Annotated in this window: 1 pseudogene; it reads left to right on the top strand. The window is 67.9% G+C overall.

The window, feature by feature from the left end:
* Positions 1 to 1,760 (top strand): annotated as a pseudogene (dnaK, locus tag ACFQWG_RS14130) (molecular chaperone DnaK); the annotation flags it as partial.

Here is a 1,760-nt window from a genome sequence, read left to right as displayed (position 1 = left end):
ATGGCACGTGCGGTCGGCATCGACCTGGGCACGACTAACTCCGTCGTCAGCGTTCTGGAGGGCGGCGAGCCCACCGTCATCACCAACGCCGAGGGCGCCAGGACCACGCCGTCCGTCGTCGCCTTCGCCAAGAACGGCGAGGTGCTGGTCGGCGAGGTCGCCAAGCGCCAGGCGGTCACCAACGTCGACAGGACCATCCGCTCCGTCAAGCGCCACATGGGCACCGACTGGAAGATCGAGCTCGACGGCAAGGACTTCAACCCGCAGCAGATCAGCGCCTTCGTGCTGCAGAAGCTGAAGCGGGACGCCGAGGCCTACCTGGGCGAGAAGGTGACCGACGCGGTCATCACCGTCCCGGCGTACTTCAACGACTCCGAGCGCCAGGCCACCAAGGAGGCCGGCGAGATCGCCGGTCTGAACGTGCTGCGGATCGTCAACGAGCCGACCGCGGCGGCCCTGGCCTACGGCCTCGACAAGGACGACCAGACGATCCTCGTCTTCGACCTCGGTGGCGGCACCTTCGACGTCTCGCTGCTCGAGATCGGCGACGGCGTCGTCGAGGTGAAGGCCACCAACGGTGACAACCACCTCGGTGGTGACGACTGGGACCAGCGCGTCGTCGACTACCTGGTCAAGCAGTTCCAGTCCGGCCACGGCGTGGACCTGTCCAAGGACAAGATGGCCCTCCAGCGCCTGCGCGAGGCCGCCGAGAAGGCCAAGATCGAGCTGTCCTCGTCCACCGAGACCTCGATCAACCTGCCCTACATCACCGCCTCCGCCGAGGGCCCCCTGCACCTCGACGAGAAGCTCACCCGCGCCCAGTTCCAGCAGCTCACCGCGGACCTCCTGGAGCGCTGCAAGACGCCGTTCCACAACGTCATCAAGGACGCCGGCATCGCCCTCGGCGAGATCGACCACGTCGTCCTGGTCGGCGGCTCCACCCGCATGCCCGCCGTCGCCGAGCTCGTCAAGGAGCTGACCGGCGGCAAGGAGGCCAACAAGGGCGTCAACCCGGACGAGGTCGTCGCCGATCGGCGCCTCGCTCCAGGCCGGTGTCCTCAAGGGCGAGGTCAAGGACGTCCTGCTGCTCGACGTCACCCCGCTGTCCCTCGGCATCGAGACCAAGGGCGGCATCATGACCAAGCTGATCGAGCGCAACACCACGATCCCGACCAAGCGCTCCGAGATCTTCACCACGGCCGAGGACAACCAGCCGTCCGTGCAGATCCAGGTCTACCAGGGCGAGCGCGAGATCGCGGCGTACAACAAGAAGCTCGGGATGTTCGAGCTGACCGGTCTGCCCCCGGCGCCCCGCGGCGTCCCGCAGATCGAGGTCTCCTTCGACATCGACGCCAACGGCATCATGCACGTGACCGCGAAGGACCTGGGCACGGGCAAGGAGCAGAAGATGACCGTCACCGGCGGCTCCTCGCTGCCGAAGGACGAGGTCGACCGGATGCGCCAGGAGGCCGAGCAGTACGCGGAGGAGGACCACGCCCGCCGCGAGGCCGCCGAGAGCCGCAACCAGGGCGAGCAGCTCGTCTACCAGACCGAGAAGTTCCTCAAGGACAACGAGGACAAGGTCCCCGGCGAGATCAAGACCGAGGTCGAGGCCGCCGTCGCCGAGCTGAAGGAGAAGCTCAAGGGCGAGGACACCGCGGAGATCCGCACCGCCACGGAGAAGGTCGCGGCCGTCTCCCAGAAGCTCGGCCAGGCCATGTACGCCGACGCGAACGCCGCGCAGGCGGCGGGCGGCCCCG

The sequence above is a fragment of the Schaalia naturae genome, from assembly GCF_042665795.1.
Classification (GTDB): domain Bacteria; phylum Actinomycetota; class Actinomycetes; order Actinomycetales; family Actinomycetaceae; genus Pauljensenia; species Pauljensenia naturae.
This window is presented reverse-complemented; position numbering and strand designations above follow the sequence as displayed.